The 19,569-nt window shown below is 45.3% G+C and carries 18 protein-coding genes, 1 tRNA gene and 1 other annotated feature; of the genes, 8 read left to right on the top strand and 11 right to left on the bottom strand.

Annotated elements, in window-relative coordinates; all coding sequences use genetic code 11:
* Nucleotides 1-126 precede the first annotated feature (126 nt).
* The 7 genes from trpA to R7Q47_RS12145 all read right to left on the bottom strand — a co-directional run bounded on the left by trpA (nucleotide 127) and on the right by R7Q47_RS12145 (nucleotide 7,181).
* On the bottom strand, nucleotides 127-933 hold the full coding sequence (gene trpA, locus R7Q47_RS12175) for a tryptophan synthase subunit alpha (protein ID WP_005386769.1): 807 nt from the start codon (nucleotides 931-933) through the stop codon (nucleotides 127-129).
* A complete protein-coding gene (trpB, locus tag R7Q47_RS12170) occupies nucleotides 933-2,123 on the bottom strand; it encodes a tryptophan synthase subunit beta (RefSeq protein WP_151514973.1) in 1,191 nt (396 codons plus the stop codon). The genes trpA and trpB overlap by 1 nt, the downstream gene beginning before the upstream one ends.
* 64 nt (nucleotides 2,124-2,187) lie before the next feature.
* Complete coding sequence (trpCF, locus tag R7Q47_RS12165; RefSeq protein ID WP_248486822.1) at nucleotides 2,188-3,627, bottom strand: bifunctional indole-3-glycerol-phosphate synthase TrpC/phosphoribosylanthranilate isomerase TrpF; 1,440 nt, start codon at nucleotides 3,625-3,627, stop codon at nucleotides 2,188-2,190.
* A 13-nt stretch (nucleotides 3,628-3,640) separates the two neighbouring features.
* Nucleotides 3,641-4,651 carry an anthranilate phosphoribosyltransferase gene (gene trpD / locus R7Q47_RS12160; RefSeq protein WP_041058298.1) on the bottom strand — a complete coding sequence of 337 codons (1,011 nt, stop codon included), beginning with the start codon at nucleotides 4,649-4,651 and terminating at the stop codon, nucleotides 3,641-3,643.
* Nucleotides 4,652-4,688: 37 nt separating this feature from the next.
* Complete coding sequence (locus R7Q47_RS12155) at nucleotides 4,689-5,297, bottom strand: aminodeoxychorismate/anthranilate synthase component II (protein WP_248486812.1); 609 nt, start codon at nucleotides 5,295-5,297, stop codon at nucleotides 4,689-4,691.
* Between the two features lie 16 nt (nucleotides 5,298-5,313).
* Complete coding sequence (locus R7Q47_RS12150) at nucleotides 5,314-6,879, bottom strand: anthranilate synthase component 1 (RefSeq protein ID WP_025767265.1); 1,566 nt, start codon at nucleotides 6,877-6,879, stop codon at nucleotides 5,314-5,316.
* A 126-nt stretch (nucleotides 6,880-7,005) separates the two neighbouring features.
* Nucleotides 7,006-7,109: a sequence feature (Trp leader region), on the bottom strand.
* On the bottom strand, nucleotides 7,056-7,181 hold the full coding sequence (locus tag R7Q47_RS12145; RefSeq protein WP_005376787.1) for a trp operon leader peptide: 126 nt from the start codon (nucleotides 7,179-7,181) through the stop codon (nucleotides 7,056-7,058). (Overlaps the previous feature by 54 nt.)
* 95 nt (nucleotides 7,182-7,276) lie before the next feature.
* Here R7Q47_RS12145 and rnm point away from each other — a divergent pair, with 95 nt between their 5' ends.
* A complete protein-coding gene (rnm, locus tag R7Q47_RS12140; RefSeq protein ID WP_005386777.1) occupies nucleotides 7,277-8,134 on the top strand; it encodes an RNase RNM in 858 nt (285 codons plus the stop codon).
* Nucleotides 8,135-8,193: 59 nt separating this feature from the next.
* Nucleotides 8,194-8,814, top strand: coding sequence for an L-threonylcarbamoyladenylate synthase (locus R7Q47_RS12135; protein WP_005376791.1), 621 nt, complete (start codon nucleotides 8,194-8,196; stop codon nucleotides 8,812-8,814).
* Nucleotides 8,815-8,907: 93 nt separating this feature from the next.
* Here R7Q47_RS12135 and R7Q47_RS12130 read toward each other — a convergent pair whose 3' ends face one another.
* Complete coding sequence (locus R7Q47_RS12130; RefSeq protein ID WP_005376796.1) at nucleotides 8,908-9,618, bottom strand: calcium-binding protein; 711 nt, start codon at nucleotides 9,616-9,618, stop codon at nucleotides 8,908-8,910.
* A 565-nt stretch (nucleotides 9,619-10,183) separates the two neighbouring features.
* Here R7Q47_RS12130 and rluB point away from each other — a divergent pair.
* Nucleotides 10,184-11,122 carry a 23S rRNA pseudouridine(2605) synthase RluB gene (rluB, locus tag R7Q47_RS12125; RefSeq protein WP_054701249.1) on the top strand — a complete coding sequence of 313 codons (939 nt, stop codon included), beginning with the start codon at nucleotides 10,184-10,186 and terminating at the stop codon, nucleotides 11,120-11,122.
* A gap of 187 nt (nucleotides 11,123-11,309) precedes the next feature.
* Here the strand turns inward: rluB and R7Q47_RS12120 are convergent, their stop codons facing one another.
* Entirely contained in the window at nucleotides 11,310-11,630 is a 321-nt protein-coding gene (locus R7Q47_RS12120; protein ID WP_005376800.1) for an HI1450 family dsDNA-mimic protein, read from the bottom strand.
* Between the two features lie 2 nt (nucleotides 11,631-11,632).
* Nucleotides 11,633-12,199, bottom strand: a complete 567-nt coding sequence (gene yeiP, locus R7Q47_RS12115) for an elongation factor P-like protein YeiP (RefSeq protein WP_005376801.1) — start codon at nucleotides 12,197-12,199, stop codon at nucleotides 11,633-11,635.
* A gap of 194 nt (nucleotides 12,200-12,393) precedes the next feature.
* Here yeiP and R7Q47_RS12110 point away from each other — a divergent pair, with 194 nt between their 5' ends.
* Nucleotides 12,394-13,161 (top strand): nucleotidyltransferase domain-containing protein, encoded by a 768-nt coding sequence (locus R7Q47_RS12110; protein ID WP_213960497.1) that lies wholly within the window; start codon nucleotides 12,394-12,396, stop codon nucleotides 13,159-13,161.
* Here R7Q47_RS12110 and R7Q47_RS12105 read toward each other — a convergent pair.
* Nucleotides 13,158-15,521 carry a DNA polymerase II gene (locus R7Q47_RS12105; protein WP_042522809.1) on the bottom strand — a complete coding sequence of 788 codons (2,364 nt, stop codon included), beginning with the start codon at nucleotides 15,519-15,521 and terminating at the stop codon, nucleotides 13,158-13,160. The two genes, R7Q47_RS12110 and R7Q47_RS12105, sit on opposite strands and share 4 nt — an antisense overlap.
* A 427-nt stretch (nucleotides 15,522-15,948) precedes the next feature.
* Here R7Q47_RS12105 and uvrY point away from each other — a divergent pair, with 427 nt between their 5' ends.
* From uvrY to R7Q47_RS12085, 4 genes are all read left to right on the top strand, one after another.
* On the top strand, nucleotides 15,949-16,593 hold the full coding sequence (uvrY, locus tag R7Q47_RS12100; RefSeq protein ID WP_005386783.1) for a UvrY/SirA/GacA family response regulator transcription factor: 645 nt from the start codon (nucleotides 15,949-15,951) through the stop codon (nucleotides 16,591-16,593).
* 1 nt (nucleotide 16,594) lies between these two features.
* Complete coding sequence (uvrC, locus tag R7Q47_RS12095) at nucleotides 16,595-18,427, top strand: excinuclease ABC subunit UvrC (RefSeq protein ID WP_213970691.1); 1,833 nt, start codon at nucleotides 16,595-16,597, stop codon at nucleotides 18,425-18,427.
* A gap of 46 nt (nucleotides 18,428-18,473) precedes the next feature.
* Nucleotides 18,474-19,031, top strand: coding sequence for a CDP-diacylglycerol--glycerol-3-phosphate 3-phosphatidyltransferase (gene pgsA, locus R7Q47_RS12090; RefSeq protein WP_005394805.1), 558 nt, complete (start codon nucleotides 18,474-18,476; stop codon nucleotides 19,029-19,031).
* A gap of 462 nt (nucleotides 19,032-19,493) precedes the next feature.
* A tRNA-Cys gene (locus R7Q47_RS12085) sits at nucleotides 19,494-19,567 on the top strand.
* Nucleotides 19,568-19,569: the final 2 nt, after the last annotated feature.

Genomic DNA, 19,569 nt, shown 5'->3' with positions numbered 1-19,569 from the left:
CTGCTTGAGATAGATTTGGAAAGTGCGGGCGTTGAACAAAAAATGACGTGGTATAAACGCGATAGTAAGAAAACGCCCACTAAACATAATGTTAAGCGGGCGTTGTTGTGTCATATCAAACTGAAATTATTTTTGAGTGGCAGCTTTCATTGCAGAAACGAATTCACCTAGCTTGTCGAGCATAATTTGTGGCTGATCAACGTTCGCTTCAATGATTTTGACCACGGCTGAACCAGAAATTGCACCAGCGGCGCCAGATTCTAGTGCTTGTTTCACCTGTGCAGGCTCTGAGATGCCAAAACCAAGTAGTGCTGGTGGCGCATCAAATTGGTTCAGTCTATCCAGCATATGACCTACAGGCATGTTTGCTTTGGTTTCTGCGCCAGTAACGCCTGCACGAGATAGTAGGTAAGTGTAGCCGCCACCTAACTCTGATACTTGCTTCAGTGTTTCGTCACTTGCCGTTGGTGGTGCGATGAAGATCGGGTGAATACCAAACTTCTCTGCAGCAGCAACGAACTCGGCACTTTCATTAGTTGGTACGTCTGCAATCAAAACAGAATCGATGCCTGCTTTTGCACAACGCTCATAGAAGTTTTCGATACCACGAGAGTAAACAAGGTTCGCGTACATCAGAAGACCAATAGGTAGCTCTGGGTACTTAGCTCGGATCTTACCAATTTGTTCGAAGCAGATATCCGGTGTTGCGCCTGAATCTAGCGCACGAATGTTAGCGCCTTGGATGGTCGGGCCATCCGCAAGAGGATCTGAAAATGGAATACCAAGTTCAAGTGCATCTGCGCCAGACTCGACCAGTGTTTCCATGATTTTGTAAGACTGCTCGGCGTTTGGATCGCAAACCGTTACGAACGGTACAAATGCGCCTTGGTTCTTTTCGTTTAGGCGCGTAAACATCTTCTCATAACGGCTCATTAGATTGCTCCTTTTTCTTCTAAGATGGTGTGTACGGTGAAGATGTCTTTGTCACCACGACCTGATAGGTTAACGACTAATAATTGTTCTTTCTCTGGGTTCTCACGAGCCATACGCAGTGCATGAGCCAGTGCGTGAGAAGATTCAAGAGCAGGGATGATGCCTTCATGGCGTGCAATCTCTTGGAATGCTTCTAGTGCTTCATCGTCTGTCACGTTGTCGTATTCAGCACGGCCAATTGCGTTTAGGTGTGCGTGTTGTGGGCCAACTGAAGGGAAATCAAGGCCAGCAGATACCGAGTAAGACTCTTCTACTTGACCGTTTGGATCTTGCATCAATGGCGCTTTCATACCGAAGAAGATGCCTGTTTTACCATGCTTAAGTGGGGCGCCGTGCTGGTCAGTATCGATACCTTTACCTGCTGGCTCAACACCAATTAGGCGAACGCTTTCTTCTTCGATGAAGTCAGCAAACATACCAATCGCGTTTGAACCACCGCCCACACATGCGATAACCGCATCAGGAAGACGACCTTCACGTGCCAAAATCTGATTCTTCGTTTCTTCACCAATCATGCGTTGGAAGTCACGCACGATGGTTGGGAATGGGTGAGGACCTGCCGCTGTACCTAGTAGGTAGTGCGCGTCTTCATAAGTTGCAGACCAGTCGCGCAGCGCTTCGTTACATGCATCTTTAAGTGTCGCTGAACCCGAGTGGACAGGAATGACTTCTGCGCCCATTAGCTTCATACGGAATACGTTCGGGCTTTGACGCTCAACGTCTTTTGCACCCATGTAAACGCGGCACTTAAGGCCAAGTAGTGCACACGCTAGTGCGGTTGCAACACCGTGTTGGCCTGCGCCTGTTTCTGCGATGATTTCGTTTTTACCCATGCGTTTCGCAAGCAGCGCTTGACCTAACACTTGGTTGGTCTTGTGCGCGCCACCGTGAAGTAGGTCTTCACGTTTTAGGTACAGTTTGGTTTTCGTACCTTTGGTTAGGTTACGAGTTAGAGTCAAAGCCGTTGGGCGGCCCGCATACTCTTGCAGAAGGGTCATAAATTCACTACGGAATTCTGGATCTTCTTGCGCGTCGATAAACGCTTGCTCTAGTTGCTCCAATGCTGGAACTAGAATTTGCGGAACGTACTGACCGCCGTATTCGCCAAAGTAGGCATTCAGTTTTGCCATCGTTATATTCCTTCTCGTATTTTTCGCTACGAATAGCTTTAAATTTTTTAGCTGATATCCAGCTTTAGTAGTTGCGAATGGCGCTGAATGCCGCAAGCAACTTCTGTGAATCTTTTTTGCCTGGTGCGCTTTCTACACCAGAGTTTAAATCTAATCCCAAGCAACCTAGTGTCGCTGCTTGTTGAGCATTTTCTGGCGACAGTCCGCCCGCTAGCATAATTTGACTTGGGTCGCCGATCAGTGACCAGTCGAACACTTGTCCGGTTCCACCTGTTTGAGTGCCAACTTGCGCATCTAATAGGTGACGGTCAATGTTGTCCGAAAGCAGTTCTGGCTTCGCATCTGTCACACCGTAAGCTTTCCAGATTTCAACACATGCTGGTAGCTCTGCTTTTAGCTGATTAACGTAAGCTTGGTCTTCTTGACCGTGCAGCTGCACTGCTTTTAAACCCAAAGAGGTCACGACAGAAGCAACAAAATCGATATCGTGATTTTGGAAAACGCCAACGTAATTCAGTGGAGCACCGCTCATGGTTAAGCGAGCACCTTCAAGGTCAACCGCACGCTTCGACTTCTCGACAAAAATCAGGCCACCAAATACTGCGCCAGATTGATACGCTTTTGCTGCGTCATCTGGATGCGTTAAGCCACACACTTTGTTTTCGCCTAACGTCACTTTACGTACTGCAAGTTCAAGGTTGTCTTCCGCCATCAGCGAACTACCAATCAAGAAGCCGTCTGCGTATTCCGCTAAATCACGAACTTGTTGATGCGTATAAATGCCAGACTCTGAAATCACGGTTGCGTTTGGTGCTAATTCGCGAATTGTCGGTGCCAGTTCTTTAGTACGATTCAAATCAGTACTTAGGTCGCGAAGGTTACGGTTATTAATGCCGATAACGCGTGCGCCTAGCTTAACTGCACGATGAAGCTCTTCTTCGTTGCTCACTTCGGTCAGGATGCCCATGTTCAGGCTGTGTGCTGCTTCTTCTAGCGCTTTGTACTCTTCATCATTGAGGACAGACAGCATTAGCAAGACAGCATCAGCACTGTAATGACGTGCTAGGTAAACTTGGTAGGTATCTACCATGAAGTCTTTGCACAGAACCGGTTGTTTGACTTGACCACGCACTTGAGGAAGAAAGTCAAAGTTACCTTGGAAGTACTTCTCGTCTGTTAGGACTGAAATTGCATCTGCGTGGTTGTTGTAAACCGATGCAATGTAATCCAAGTCGAAGTGATCACGAATCAAACCTTTAGAAGGAGATGCCTTCTTACATTCGGTGATGAATGCCGTCTTTTCGCCACTCAGAGCATCGTAGAAGCTGCGGTCCGATGGAAGCAAATCAGACTGAAATGTGCTTAGCGGTTGAGACACCTTACGGTCTGCTACCCACTGATATTTGTCGCGGACAATTTTCGCCAGTACTTCTGCCATTTCTGCTTCTTTCTTAGAAACGTGTTCAGACAGGTTGTCAGCTTGCTGAGTGTTGAAGTCAGTCATCTTCTTCAATTCCTTAAGCGTGTGCGGCAAGTTGTTGTACCAATTGGTACGCCTTGCCTGAATTCATTGCCTCAATCGCTTGTTGCGTGTTGGCTTTTAAATCTTCGTGGCCGAATAGACGCATTAGCAGAGCAACGTTTACTGCCACTGCGCCCAATTGCGCGTCTGTACCTTTACCCGTCAGAATGTTGGTAATGATCGCTTTGTTTTCTTCAGGATCGCCACCTTTGATCGCTTCTAGCGGGTGCGCTTCTAGACCGAAGTCTGCAGGCGTTAGTTTGTATTCTGTGATCTTACCGTCTTTGATCTCGGCAACGGTTGTTTCACCGTGAATTGCTACTTCGTCCAAGCCACTGCCGTGTACTACAGCTGCGCGCTTCATACCCATTTGTAGCATGGTTTCTGCGATAGGACGAACCAGTTCTTCACTGTAAACGCCCATCAATTCGATGTTTGGACGAGCAGGGTTAATCAGTGGGCCAAGAATGTTAAAGATAGTGCGTGTTTTCATGGTTTGACGCACTGGCATCGCATGTCGCACACCACCGTGGTACTGAGGTGCAAATAGGAAAGCAACACCGATATTGTCTACCGCTTTGCGCGTATCGTCTGCGCTCATAGCTAGGTTGATACCAAATGAATCAAGAAGGTCAGAAGAACCCGATTTGCTCGAAACGCTGCGGTTACCGTGTTTCGCTACTTTTAGACCACATGCTGCAGCAACAAACGCCGCAGTGGTTGAAATATTGATGGTGTTGTGACCGTCGCCGCCAGTACCTACGATATCTGCGAAATCGTAATCTGGGCGAGGGAATGGGTTTGCGTTTGCCAGCAGTGCTTTCGCTGCGCCTGCAATTTCGTCCGGTGTCTCGCCTTTGATTTTTAGTGCAGTCAGTGCTGATGCCATTAAAATTGGGTCTAGTTCCCCACGGATAATGATGTCGAATAGCTGTTGGCTCTCTTCCTGAGTAAGCGATTCTTGCTCGTACAGTTTGGTAATAATAGGGTTGATGATTGCTTCCATATTTCCTCTCCTAAATTTCTTATGTGCCAAGTGCTTTTTAAGCAGTGAGTGGGTTCGCTGAAGTTTGTTCTTCTAGTGCCCATTCAATGGCATTGGCCAACAGTGTTGCTCCGTAGGTCGTCATAATAGATTCCGGGTGGAACTGGAACCCGCAAACTTTATCTTCTTCATGTACAACAGACATTACCAAGTCATCCACTTCTGCTGTGATGGTTAGGTTCTCAGGAACCTTGGTCGCAACCAGCGAGTGGTAACGTGCAATCGCAAGTGGTGATGGTAGGTTTTGGTAAATCGCATGGTTTTGGTGCTCCATCATAGAGACCTTACCGTGAATGATTTCGCCCGCGCCTGCAACGGTGCCACCGTACGCTTCAACAATCGCTTGGTGACCAAGACAAATACCGATCATCGGCACTTTGCCTTTCATGCGTTGGATAAGCTCCGGCATTGAGCCTGCCTCTGACGGTGCGCCTGGGCCTGGTGAGAGCAGGACCACTGGGTTTTCAAGCTCGTTTACCGCTTGTTCAATGGTTTCTGCTGGGATGTTGTTTCGGTAAATCTTGACTGAGTGACCTAGGGAGCGGAATTGATCCACAAGGTTGTAGGTGAACGAGTCAAAGTTGTCGATAAAAATGATATTAGCCATCTCTGAACCCTATTCCTTATTGTGACTTATGCGCTGCTTGGATAGCAGAGATTACCGCTTGTGCTTTGCCGCGCGTTTCGTCTGCTTCCGCTTGCGGGTCAGAGTCGAACACCACGCCAGCACCAGCTTGAACTTGAGCAATGCCGTTCTCAACGTACGCTGAGCGGATCACGATACAAGTATCTAATGTTCCTTCGCCGGTAAGGTAGCCCACAGCACCGCCGTAGCTACCGCGTCGTGCGCCTTCTACGTCGCGAATCAACTGCATTGCACGAATCTTTGGTGCACCAGTGAGCGTGCCCATGTTCATACATGCTTGGTATGCGTGCAGCGCGTCTAGGTCTTCACGCAGTTGACCAACCACACGAGATACCAAGTGCATTACGTGGCTGTAGCGGTCGACTTTTAGTAGGTCAGCTACGTGGCGGGTGCCAGCTTGAGCAATACGAGCAACGTCGTTACGTGCTAAGTCAACCAACATCATGTGCTCTGCGTTTTCTTTCATGTCGGTACGCAGTTCAAGTTCGATGCGGCTATCTAGGTCGAAATCAATCTCGCCGTTAGGGCGCTTACCGCGGCGACGAGTGCCTGCGATTGGGTAGATTTCAATTTGGTTGGTATCGGTTTCATACTTAAGCGCGCTTTCTGGTGATGCGCCAAACAGAGTGAACAGCTCATCTTGCATGTAGAACATGTAAGGGCTTGGGTTACTTTGTTTCAGTTCTTTATAAGCCGCCAGTGGAGAAGGACAAGGTAGAGTGAATCTACGAGACGGTACAACTTGGAATACATCGCCTTTCACTACGAACTCTTTTAAGTCGCGAACGGTTTGGCAGAAGTCTGCATCAGACACGCTAGGTTCTACCGTTACATCTGTTATTTGCTCTGCACTCGGCAACAGTTTTGGCGCTGCACACTGGGCGCTAATTTCTGCAATACGAGTCTCTAACGCTGTTTTCTCTGAACCATCAACAAACAACGTCGCTTGAAGCTGGCAAGATTCCGTTTGATGGTCGACAACAAGTAGTGTTTCCGCGACGTAGAAAACGTAATCTGGACACTGATTTGTTGCTTCGGCATTACCAAGCGGCTCGAAGTTTGCGACTAAGTCGTAGGCAAACAGACCACCAAGGAAAATCGCGTGTTTGTCTTGCTGTGAAATATCAAAACTATGCTGAACTAAACGCAGCGCATCGAAAGAAGAAGCTTCACGTAGTCGAGAGTCTTCATCTAACGTGTCGCATGGCTGGTTAAACTCCAAAGTTAGCGTTTCGCCATCGAACTTGCTCTCAACGTCACCGCGGATGTTCTGATTTAGGTGAGACAGTAGGTTTTTACCGTTATTGGTCAAGGCGTGCATGCTAACGGTATGGCCGAAGCAAACAATGCGAACCGCTGAATCTACGATCAGCAGGGATTTTAAATTTTGCTTTGAATCGATCTCAGCAGATTCCAGCAATAGGCTGTCAGTTTTGTTCTCACATAGTGTGTGGAACAAGCGAGTCGGGTCTTGAGTATAAGGGACGGAAGCCGTTAGCACTTCAAGCTGTCCAAGTTTCTTAATTTCAATGGCCTTGTTCACAAGACCTCCTTGTGGCTGTTTAAATCTTCCTGCCGTACATAGTCGCATAAAGCAAACGTTCTCCCAATCTAGAGTTGGCTATATTCGATTAATGTTTAGGCAGTTGAATGTGAAATGAGCAACAAAACAAAAAAGCCCGCTTAAGTAGCGGGCTTTACAACGTTTGGTTCTATAAACTAGAAGTATACGTTTGCCCACCAAGAACTAGTCCAAGTGCGCCACCAAGCAAGATCTGATGAGTTTGCCTTATTAAGACAAACCGCAACTTTCGCTTTTTGGTTTTGGTTAAATTCTTGTAACATGGTGAACCTTAAATTACGTACTTTGTATTTGTGTACTAGTTAACTAGTGCGAGAGTAAAAAGTCAACCCCAAAACGGCATTAAAACGATAAAAATATGAGAATTGATTTACATAGTCACACCACTGCATCGGACGGTCGGTTAGAACCTAAAGATTTAGTGGAAAGGGCGCTGAGTTTTGATATCGAGGTTTTGGCGATCACTGATCACGATACGGTTGACGGTTTGGCGTTAGCTAAGCAATACGTTCAAGATAATAATTTGCCGATAAAAATCATCAATGGCATTGAGATATCGACCGTCTGGCAAAACAAAGACATTCATATTGTCGGCCTGAATATTGATCCGGAAAATGAACAATTATCTGCCCTCATAGAACAGCAGAAGCAGCATCGCATAACACGATCTGAGTTAATTGCAGAGCGACTACAAAAAGCAACTCGAGTAGGTGTGCTTGAAGAGGTAAGGCAAATCGCCGGTGATGCTCCAGTGACAAGAGCGCATTTCGCGAAATGGTTGGTAGATAATGGTTACGCAAAAACCATGCAAATGGTGTTTAAAAAATACCTAACGCGTAATAACCCAGGTTATGTACCACCGAATTGGTGTTCGATGAAGGATGCGGTTGATGCTATCCATGCGGCTGGTGGAATGGCGGTATTAGCGCATCCTGGCAGATATAAGTTGACAGCGAAGTGGATTAAGCGTCTTCTAGCAGCGTTTGTCGAAGCAGGTGGTGATGCGATGGAAGTTGCACAGCCACAGCAAGCGCAACAAGAAAGGCGCAACTTGGCTGATTATGCTATACAATACAAACTATTAGCCTCTCAAGGCAGTGATTTTCACTACCCATCACCGTGGATGGAGCTAGGAAGGAACCTATGGTTGCCTGCTGGCGTCGAACCAGTTTGGAAAGATTGGGGAATAGATCCTTCGTTGAATAATACTCAGTAATACGAAGTCGAGAACCCATAAAAATATAGAGCCGAGAGGCTCGATAATGAGGAATTACAATGAGCCAGTTTTTTTACGTTCACCCAGAAAACCCACAGGCTCGCTTGATTAATCAAGCAGTAGCAATCATTCGTAACGGCGGCGTTGTGGTTTACCCTACTGATTCAGGGTACGCACTTGGCTGTCAGTTGGAGAACAAACAGGCACTGGAACGAATCTGTCAGATTCGTCGTCTGGATGATAAGCATAACTTTACTTTACTGTGTCGTGATTTGTCGGAGCTTTCTCTCTATGCGCGAGTGGATAACTCTGCATTCCGACTGCTGAAAAATAACACACCAGGTCCTTACACCTTCATCTTCAAAGGCACAAAAGAGGTGCCGCGTCGTTTGATGAATGCAAAACGTAAGACCATCGGTATCCGTGTTCCAGACAATCAAATTGCCTTGGACTTGTTGGAAGCATTAGGTGAGCCGATGATGTCTACGTCGTTGATTCTACCTGGCAGTGACGTAACAGAATCTGATCCAGAGGATATTCGCGATAAACTAGAACATGCGGTTGATGTGATTCTTAATGGCGGTTACTTAGGTGAACAACCTACGACTGTAATTGACTTTAGCGAAGGTGAACCTGTTGTGGTTCGTTTGGGATCTGGTGACCCTGCACCATTCGAATAGTAGACGCACACCACCGTCAAACAAAATAGGAGGCATCGCGCCTCCTATTTTAGTTGTCATATCGAATATCTCATTGAACTTAACTGATTGAGGTTAAGCGAAATCGAAAATGTCGATACCATTTTGTTCTGCATAGTTGATGTATGCAGAGCTCACACCGTTTAGTGTCACTTCAACATTGTATTCATCACTTGAGAATACTGCCCAGCCACATTCATTGTAAGATAAAGTCAGATCATCCGCTGAATCCAAGAACGTATCTCGAATGCCATCGTTATCAGTGTCTCGGCCCATATCAAAGACAAGTTTGTCATGGAAAATATTAAAATCGACAATGTCGGCTTTAACATCAATATCGTTGGAAGACACTGGCTGATCAGGTACACCAATAGCCAGGCGGTTTGTAAGCACGAAGGTGTCGTCTCCACAGCCACCGCTCAGTACTGATTCACCATCACCAACAACGAGCGTGTCGTTACCCCAGCCACCACTCAAGTAGTTGTTGCCTGAATAATCAAAAATTGTGTCGTCGCCGCAGCCACCAAAGAGTTTGTCGTTTCCTAATCCGCCGGATAGGAAATCGTTTCCAAAGCCGCCAGAAACAAAGTCGTTACCTCGGCCACCAAGCAAGGTATCATCTCCCCAGCCACCGAAGACAATATCATTACCTCCGTATCCTACAAACTTATCATCACCACAGAAGCCGAAGAAGATATCGGTTGTTTCAGAGCCTTTTGTGCCTGTCATATCGTCATCTTGAGATGTCCCAAAAATCCAATTTAGGTCGAGATTTAGCATAGACATTGTTCTATTCCTTTTTGTCTGATTTATGCCAATCGCCGAGAGTGCAGAGCGAACCTAGAGAGTCAGAGTACACGATAGCATTAGTGTTATTTTTGATGTGAACTAATGACTTAAAGACAATTTTTGTCTTGTTACCCACGACCTTGTTTTGCTATGAGCGCTCATTGTCTGCGGTGATTGGTATTACTTAGCAGCAAACAGGGACGGCTTATTCTTCGTTGCTTTCCAGCAATACGAACAGTAAACACACCCCAAGTGGTTATTGTTGTAACCCTGACAATTTTATCAGGTACCGCGTGGTTAAAGTGGTTCAGGAAGACCGATATTAGTGGGATTCTCGTTGAGCAATGCCTGCATTAAGTAGTAAAAAAGTTGCAGAATAGGACAAATATTTCGGTCATTTTTGAAGTGAATTTTGGTGTGGAGAATGGCGCCGATTTAGCTTACATTAACTAAGAAAGTTACGTATAATGTCCGACCGAAAAATCCCACTGAAATGGGTAAATAGCAAAATGCAGACCAATCCTGGTCTAGACGTCTGTGAAGACGACACATAGGTAGATAAATGAGCGAAAAGTTACAAAAAGTATTAGCACGTGCTGGTCACGGTTCTCGTCGTGAGATTGAATCGTTAATTAAATCTGGTCGCGTTAGCGTGAACGGTGTAGTCGCTAAGCTTGGTGAAAGACTTGAAGACGAGAGCAGCGTAGTTCGTATCGATGGTCACATTGTCTCTGCAAAGATTCAAGAAGAAGTGATTTGTCGTGTACTTGCGTACTACAAACCTGAGGGTGAACTGTGTACTCGTCACGATCCAGAAGGTCGTCGTACTGTTTTTGATCGTCTGCCAAAAATTCGTGGCTCTCGTTGGATTTCAGTTGGTCGTCTGGATGCGAACACTTCTGGTCTTCTACTTTTCACAACGGATGGTGAACTGGCGAACCGCTTAATGCACCCAAGCCGCCAAGTTGAACGTGAATACCTAGTACGTGTGTTCGGTGAAGTAACTGAACAGAAAGTTCGTAATCTAGTCAAAGGTGTTGAACTGGAAGACGGTTTAGCTCGCTTTGAAGATGTTGTTTACGCGGGTGGTGAAGGCATGAACCACACGTTTTACGTTGTTATCAACGAAGGTCGTAACCGCGAAGTTCGTCGACTATGGGAATCGCAAGAGTGTACCGTTAGCCGTCTGAAACGTGTTCGTTACGGCGACATCTTCTTAGACAAGAAACTGCCTCGTGGCGGTTGGATGGAGCTTGACCTGAAAGAAGTAAACTACTTGCGTGAGCTTGTAGAGCTTCGTCCAGAGAAAGAAACCATGCTTGATCTGAACAAAGACAACACGTCACGCAAACGTGAGCGTGCACGCAGCCAAAAAATTCGTCGCGCAGTTAAGCGCCATGAAGAGCGTGTTAACACGCCAAAAGGCCGCAGCAACAACCCTTCTCGTCGTAAGCCGAAGAAGGCTGCTGGTGACCAAGGCGCACGTAACAAGCATCGTTAATCGATAGCAAAACATCAGAAAGGCTTGCCAATTCGGCAAGCCTTTTTCTTATCTGTTACATAACAAAAGGATCTAAAGCCGATATAGAGCAGGGTGCTTTGGATAAACAAATATCTCAGCTAAACAAAAACAACAGATAAAAAAATACCAGCACTAGGCTGGTATTTTTGTTCATGATGAAGAAACGTTAATCGCGTTTCCAAAGCATATGGCAGAACTTATGTTCAGGGTCTCGGCTGATTAGCATACGAGCAAATACGTCATCAAGAACGTCATTTTCCTCATTTACTAGGCCGATACGAACCTCTGCATATACTTCTTTGTCGATCTCGAAGCCAACATGTTCAACCCAGTCATCACCGGTTTCAACAAGTTCTGCGGCACCACGATCTTCAAATTGCGCAGTAAACAGAATCACGTCAGCAGGCTCTAGGTTATCCGGAGCCATCTCAAGGAAAATGTCGTACGCTGCGTCGATGACGTCGTCGTAAGAAATCAAATCAGACATGCTTATGCTCGGCTCATGTATTTACGTTCAGCTGTGTTAATGATAACACGGTCACCAGTTGCAATGTACTCAGGAACCTGGATGACAAGACCTGAAGCGAAGCGTGCTGGCTTAGTGCGAGCAGATGCAGAAGCACCTTTGATTGAAGGGTCAGTTTCTTCAATCACTAGCTCAACAGAAGATGGTAGTTCAATACCCACTGCAGCACCGTTAACAAGGATAATGTGGATACCTTGTGTATCTTCGTTGATGAACAGCATGTCGTCTTCAACTTCATTGTGCTTGAATGTGTATTGTGAGTAGTCTTCGTTATCCATGAAGATGTGCTCATCGCCGTCAGCGTATGAGTACACAACTGCACGTTTGTTCATTTCTACCGTTTCAACAACGTCATCAGACTTGTAACGTTCATCTACACGTGCGCCCGTGTTTAGATCTGTACAACGCATTTTGTAGATTTTAGCGCCGCCACGACCGCCAGGAGTCGTTACTTCGATGTCTTTAACGAGAAGAGTTTTACCATTAGACTCGATTGCGAAGCCTTTTTTGATTTCACTTGCCTTTGGCATTGTATATTCCTATTCATACTTATTAAGCAAAACTCGGTGATTATAGCGCTAAGTTAGCCGCCTAGCATTAAAATTCATTGCAGAAATTTGTTGTTACTCCCATGACTAAACACCTGAATGGACTTGATTCAGTGAGTCGGCTAAGAGAACATATAGTCCAACTTCTTGAACCATCTGAGAACACGTTTTAAGTCATGTCTCTGCCTGTTATCGATCCTAAACAACCATTTCAACCAGAGTTTGCGTCTTTAATTAGGGAAGTCACCGCTTGTCTCAAAGGTGGACTGGGGCAAAACTTACACAGCGTTTATGTATACGGTAGTGTTGCTCGCAAAACAGCGATCGTTGGGAAGTCGAACTTAGACTTGGTTGTCGTTACTCAATCATCCTTTGAGCACAATCGCGCGACTTTGCTCAACACAATTAAGTGGCGTGCGCAGCAGAGTTACCCTCACGTTAATGGTGTATCGGTCCGTACAGCCTTAGTGAGCGAAGTGGCTAATTTAGATAGTATTTTTACTTGGGGCTTTATGCTTAAGCATTGCTGTGTCTGTGTTTATGGTGATGATCTAGCAGACTGCTTCGGTGATTACGTCCCAAGTTGGGAAATTGCTAAGCACTGGAATATGGATGTGGAAGATTGGATTACGGTGTATCGCAAAAAAATCGTACAAGCGAAGACGATAGAAGAGCAGGTGGCCGCCCAGCGAGTGATTGCTAAAAAGTTACTAAGAGCGTCATACTCTTTGGTGATGTATCGAGATAAACGTTGGTTTGATGACCCTATACAATGTGGCAAGGTATTCTTAACTTATCATCCTGAAAAGCAGCTTGAGATCGAGCGGCTAGAAATTTTACTTTCTGGCCGGGGTATTCCCAAGCGTTCTGTTATCGGGCTAATTGATGCGTTTGGTGATTGGTTAGTCAAACAGTACCAGAAAACAGAGTTTCGTATCGGCTAAAACAACCCCATTTGTGGCGCTGAAAGCCTGTCAAAATCCGTCCCAATGAAAGGGAGAATCGCATCTGCAACGGGTTTGAGTTGTTTATCAATGTAATGTTGATAATCAATCGGGCTATTGAGGTACTCATAAGGTTCAGGGCCGTTCACGGTAATAATGTATTCAATTCGCCCTTTGTTTTGATACTGTAATGGGCGGCCAAGCTTGGCATTTATCTCATCGGCTAAACGAGCTGCACGCACTTGTGGCGGGACGTTCTTCTGATACTCATGCAGTTTTCTTCGCAGTCGCTTTTGATACACCAACTGTTCATCAAATTCACCGTTGTTAGTTTTCTCAACCATCTCTCGGACATAGTCGCTTGGATCTTCACCATGGAAAATCATGCTATAGAGTGTATTTTGAAATTTCTGTGCTAACGAGGTCCAGTCAGTACGGGCACTTTCTAACCCTTTAAATACAATCCGTTCTTGCTCTCCTTCACCGATTAAACCCGCATAGCGCTTTTTCGAGCCAGTTTCTGCGCCACGAATCGTTGGCATAAGGAATCTGCGATAATGGGTTTCATACTCGATTTCCAACATAGATGTTAGGTTGTACTCAGAACGCAGGTGTTCTTGCCACCAAGAGTTGATGTAATCAACTAATTGATTTCCAACAGCGTCAGCTTCTACTTGACTGTATGGTCGATTCAACGACACGAATGTGGAATCCGTATCGCCGTAAATCACTTGATATCCTTGCTCCTCAATCAGCACCTTAGTTTGCTTCATGATTTCATGTCCGCGCATGGTAATACTAGAAGCTAACCGAGTATCAAAGAAACGACATCCCGATGAGCCCAGTACGCCATAAAAGGAGTTCATGATGATTTTGATTGCCTGAGAAAAAGCTTTTTCATTGTTCTTCTTTGCAACATCACGTGCTGCCCAAAGCTTTTCAATCATTTCTGGTAAAAAGTGTTTCGTACGATGGAACTGCCCACCGCGAAAGCCAGGTACAGCCTGATTTTCTTCTTTTCCAATATCGAGCAATAACCCCTCAACTAAACCCATAGGATCAATCAAGAAAGAGCGAATAATCGATGGATATAGACTCTTAAAATCCAATACTAAAACAGAATCATATAGGTTAGGGATGGAGTCCATCACGTAACCGCCGGGGCTCGCAATCCAATTTTCTGGGTGTAGGTTCGGGGCAACATAGCCTGCGCGGTGTATTTGCGGCATGTATAAGTTAGTGAATGCCGCTACCGAGCCACCGACACGATCCAGTTCTACACCAGTGAGGCGAGAGCGTTCAATTGCAAAGTCGAGCAGGTGAGTGTGATTGAAAATCTTGTTCACCAACACGCAGTCTTGTAAGTTATATTTAGCCAGCGATGGTTTGTCGGAGCGGTACATACGATTGATTTCATCCATACGGTCATGAACGTTGTGGATTTCTTTCCCTTCCCCCAAGAGTTCTTGAGATACAGACTCTAATGACCAAGACCGAAAGTGATAAGTCGCCGTTTTTAACGTATCGATACCGTCCATTACAACTCGCCCGGGAATGGAAATAAACCCTTGTTGGCTTTGAGATGAACTTCTGAAAAAGCTGGCTTGGTCTGCTCTACCAAGCATTAGCTTCATGTTGTGCCATTCTGCTCGTTTGTGTAGTAGACGAAAGTCAAAATCAATGACGTTCCAACCGACAATGACATCGGGGTCGAATTGTTTAAACCAAACGATGAGTGCTTCTAGAAGCGCTTTTTCATCCTTAACCCATTGTATCGGTGTCTCCGAAGGTTCTGGTTCTCCGATCATGATAACGCGGGAATCCATGACGCTGTCTAATCCGATTGAGTAAAGAATGCCTTTCTCAGAGCATTCTAGATCTAGCGAGACAACGTTTAACTTCGGCTCATATTGCCCCGAACGGCATTTTGCGCTCTGGACGCGTTGGTAGCCATTGGTGCGAGTCACATTGCCTGTAAACTCGATACTGCCTTTGATAAAACGCTCCATTAGGTAGCGATCGGCGAGGCGAATATCACTTTCATACGTAGTGATATCTTTTTGAGCGAATGTGTCTTTGAGTGCGAGAGCGTCTCTGGTTACATTGGTATAGCAGGCAGCAAGAGGCGTATGTTCAAACGTTTTGAGATCCAAAAGGCGGATGTCGACGAATATGTTTTTTTCTCGTGCGAGTGTCTTTGCTTGCTCTGAGTGTTTCTGAGCGATGAAAAATACTGGCTTCTCACCATTAATAAGTAACTGAGTAGGACCTGCTTCTGTCGAAAGCCACAACTCGATTTGAGTTTGACCTTTGATGTCTCGTGCCTGTCGAGTAAGCAGAAAGCCTTGTTGGATATTCAAATGTGAGAAACCTTAGAAAACTTGAAGAACGTTAGTTTAACACTAAGAACTGTAAAAATAACCAGTAAAGAAAGCGTCTCAAATTTTTGCTGGAATTAGTGATTACAAGTTAGTCTTTGGTGCAAGAGGGACAGTGTCATTTTAAGTTATAGCGTGTTTCTCTGGGCAATATGAAACCTAGTTACTTGATTTATTGTACTTAATGTTGTTAATTGTCTTTTCTTAGATTTCGGTTCTGCTCATCACGCTCTAAAATAATAGAGTGGTTTATGAATAAGTTCTTGCTAAAGTTTGCGTTTCAGCACATATTCATAGAAAGCAATTTTTTGTCGATTACGTTAGTATATAGGCAGTCATACTGATATCCACATTTAACAAATAATGGTTATGTGGGTGCAGAACCAATACAAAGTGTGGAGATACAAGTTTGATAAATGTTTTCCTTGTAGATGATCACGAGCTGGTTCGCACAGGGATACGACGTATTATTGAAGACGTCCGTGGAATGAACGTAGCAGGAGAAGCTGACAGCGGTGAAGATGCAGTAAAATGGTGTCGCAGTAATCATGCTGACGTCGTTTTAATGGACATGAACATGCCAGGAATTGGCGGCTTGGAAGCCACTAAAAAAATTCTTCGCGTGAATCCTGATGTGAAAATCATCGTACTTACCGTTCATACAGAAAACCCGTTTCCAACCAAGGTGATGCAGGCAGGTGCGTCTGGTTATTTAACCAAAGGTGCTGGCCCTGACGAAATGGTGAATGCGATTCGTGTAGTTAATAGTGGGCAGCGTTACATCTCGCCAGAGATTGCGCAGCAGATGGCATTGAGTCAATTTTCTCCAGCCTCTGAGAACCCTTTTAAAGACTTATCCGAACGTGAATTGCAGATCATGCTTATGATCACCAAAGGCCAAAAGGTAACGGATATTTCTGAGCAACTTAATTTAAGTCCAAAGACAGTCAACAGCTATCGCTACCGACTCTTTAGTAAATTGGACATTAATGGTGACGTTGAGTTAACTCACTTAGCGATTCGCCACGGAATGCTGGACACCGAGACCCTTTAGCGTGAATCCTCCTTTCGATTCGGCTTCCTTTCTCAAGACAGTAACTCATCAGCCCGGCGTTTACAGAATGTACAACGCCGAAGCTGTTGTAATCTACGTAGGTAAAGCCAAAGACCTTAAAAAGCGCCTTTCAAGCTACTTTCGAAAAAAAGTAGACAGTGAGAAAACTCGCGCGCTTGTCAGTAATATCGCCAAAATAGACGTCACGGTGACTCACACTGAGACAGAAGCGCTGATCCTAGAGCATAACTACATCAAGCAGTATTTGCCGAAATACAATGTGTTGCTGCGAGATGATAAGTCTTACCCTTATATCTTTATTAGCGGTCATAAGCACCCACGGCTTTCTATCCACCGTGGCGCCAAGAAGCGCAAAGGTGAATATTTTGGCCCCTACCCAGATTCTGGTGCAGTAAGAGAAACATTGCATTTGCTGCAAAAGATATTTCCTGTGCGCCAGTGTGAAGACACTGTCTATTCCAACCGAACGCGCCCATGTTTGATGTACCAAATTGGTCGTTGTGCAGGACCATGCGTTAATACCATCATTTCTGATGAAGAATATGCAGAGTTGGTTGGCTTTGTGCGCATGTTTTTGCAAGGCAAAGATCAGCAAGTACTCAAACAGTTGATTGAGAAAATGGAAGATGCCAGTCAGCAGTTGCGCTTTGAAGATGCCGCTAAATTTCGCGATCAAATCCAAGCGATTAGACGTGTTCAAGAGCAGCAGTACGTCTCAGAAGACAGCATGGATGATATGGATGTACTCGGGTTTGCTCAGGAGAATGGTATCGCGTGTATCCATATCCTGATGATACGCCAAGGTAAATTGCTTGGTAGCCGTAGCCATTTTCCGAAAATCCCACAAAATACAAGCCAGCAGGAAGTGTTCGATAGTTTTCTGACTCAATACTATTTGAGCCATAACGAAGCACGTACAATTCCTTCTCGTATTATTTTGAATCAAGAGTTGGCAGAAGATATTGCGCCAATACAGAAAGCGTTAAGTGAAGTGGCAGGCCGTAAGGTTCATTTTCATACGTCGCCAACTGGCTCCCGAGCAAGGTATCTCAAGCTTTCGAACACGAATGCACTAACGGCGATTACCACCAAAATCAATCACAAGATGACGATTAATCAGCGTTTTCATGCGCTTCGCGAAACATTGGAGTTGGAGTCTATAGCTCGAATGGAGTGTTTTGATATCTCCCATACTATGGGGGAAAGTACGATTGCATCTTGTGTGGTGTTCAACAGTGAAGGGCCCGTTAAACAGGAATACCGTCGTTACAATATCACAGGCATTACGGGTGGCGATGACTACGCAGCGATGGGACAGGCATTAGAGCGCCGTTATTCGAAGCAATTGGACGTAGAGAAAATTCCCGACATCATCTTTATCGATGGCGGTAAAGGTCAGTTAAATCGTGCGCATGACATCATTTCGCAGTACTGGGGGGATTGGCCAAAGCGTCCTATCATGATTGGTATTGCAAAAGGCGTTACTCGCAAACCAGGTTTAGAAACGCTGATTACAGTCGATGGGGACGAGTTTCATTTACCAAGCGATGCTCCTGCGCTGCATCTTATTCAACATATTCGTGATGAAAGCCATAACCATGCTATAGCGGGGCACCGTGCTAAGCGAGGTAAAACCAGACGTACGAGTGCACTCGAAGGGATTGAGGGAATCGGCCCTAAACGACGTCAGGCGTTACTCAAGTACATGGGTGGGTTACAAGAACTTAAACGTGCAAGTGTCGAAGAAATCGCCAAAGTACCGGGAATAAGTCACTCTTTAGCAGAAATTATTTTCCAAGCATTGAAACAATAAGGAAAATCGCGCAACATTAAGCCGCAATGTGTAAGAGAATAATAAAATGCGTTTGAATATCCCGAACATTCTGTCTCTTCTTAGACTGTTCCTAATCCCTGTTTTTGTGGTTGTCTTTTATCTACCTTATTCATGGGCACCGTTTGCAGCAGCAATGGTGTTTTGGGTAGCGGGTTTTACTGACTGGCTTGACGGCATGTTGGCCCGTAAACTTGGCCAAACTTCTCGTTTTGGCGCGTTTATTGATCCTGTCGCTGATAAAGTGCTAGTGGCAACGGCATTGATTCTAATCACGGAACATTATCATTCAATTTGGGTGACCATTCCTGCGGTAACGATGATTGCGCGAGAAATCATTATCTCAGCATTGCGAGAATGGATGGCTGAAATCGGTAAGCGAGCGAGTGTTGCGGTATCTTGGGTTGGCAAAGTAAAAACTGTCTCGCAAATGTTCGCCTTATGGGTGTTGATATGGCGTTACGATGAATGGATGGTTTGGCTAGGCTTTGCGGCCTTGTATGTGGCAACTTTCTTGACATATTGGTCAATGATTCAATATTTAGCTGCTGCGAAAGACGATCTGTTGAATGAAGAGCACCATTAAATTCTGATGTTAGAAAGCAGGCTTAGTAGCCTGCTTTTTTGTATCTAAGGCAATCTACAGCATTTTTTGCTTCTCTCGCTTTTCAATGCTTGTTAACGGCCATGCTTGCAATTTGTATCTGGGGCTTTTGCTTCGATAGAGTTCCATTTGTGATCTAAGTCTTGTTTTTGTCCTTGGAGAGTCTTAGAGAGGCGAGTCTTCTGATTATTAATACTTCAATGCACGCAACGCACTGCCAGCAGTGTAAGGCGTAGCCAAAGTTTTATGATAAACAAGTGTATTTAAGCGATTTTTAGTATTAAAACTAAGCAATCCATCGTCTTTCGCACAAATTCTAGTCAAACGATTTAAAAAAATAAAAATAGTGTTGACTCGATCGCTCGAATCCGTAGAATGCATCCCGTACCCAAGAGAGCACGGCTCGAAAGGGTGATGAAAAAGCTTAGCTTTATTCACAAATGAGGCGCCTTGGCAGAGTGGCTATGCAGCGGATTGCAAATCCGTGGACCTCGGTTCGACTCCGGGAGGCGCCTCCATT

The organism is Vibrio sp. Vb0349, from assembly GCF_033338975.1.
The sequence above is the reverse complement of the archived record's forward strand: the minus strand, read 5'-3'. Positions and strand labels throughout refer to the sequence as shown.